Source organism: Escherichia sp. KCJ4928 (assembly GCF_004352695.1).
GTDB lineage: Bacteria > Pseudomonadota > Gammaproteobacteria > Enterobacterales > Enterobacteriaceae > ECMA0423.
On record NZ_SJWV01000816.1, the window covers coordinates 1 to 255 of the forward strand.

Genomic DNA, 255 nt, shown 5'->3' on the forward strand with positions numbered 1-255 from the left:
TCAGAGCTGTTGACGGTCAACCGGTTACCTGCCTGAAGGGAAACATCACCGTGAACACTCCCCACCGTGCTGCCTTTCTGTGTGGTGTCTGTTGCGGTGTCCGTGACTTTCAGACTCTGGCTGCCCACGCTGAATCCCACACCTCCGGAGCTCATCAGCCCGGATTTTTTCTCCTGTTTCAGGTGTGTTTCACGGTTGCTTTCTGTCAGCGTACCGATATTCAGGTTATTTCCGGCAGCCAGGGAGACACGGTTA

At 54.5% G+C, this 255-nt stretch carries 1 protein-coding gene; it reads right to left on the bottom strand.

What is annotated here, in order from left to right:
• The coding region (locus E0D98_RS26915; protein WP_131891721.1) for a hypothetical protein at positions 1-255 on the bottom strand (255 nt) is incomplete at both ends.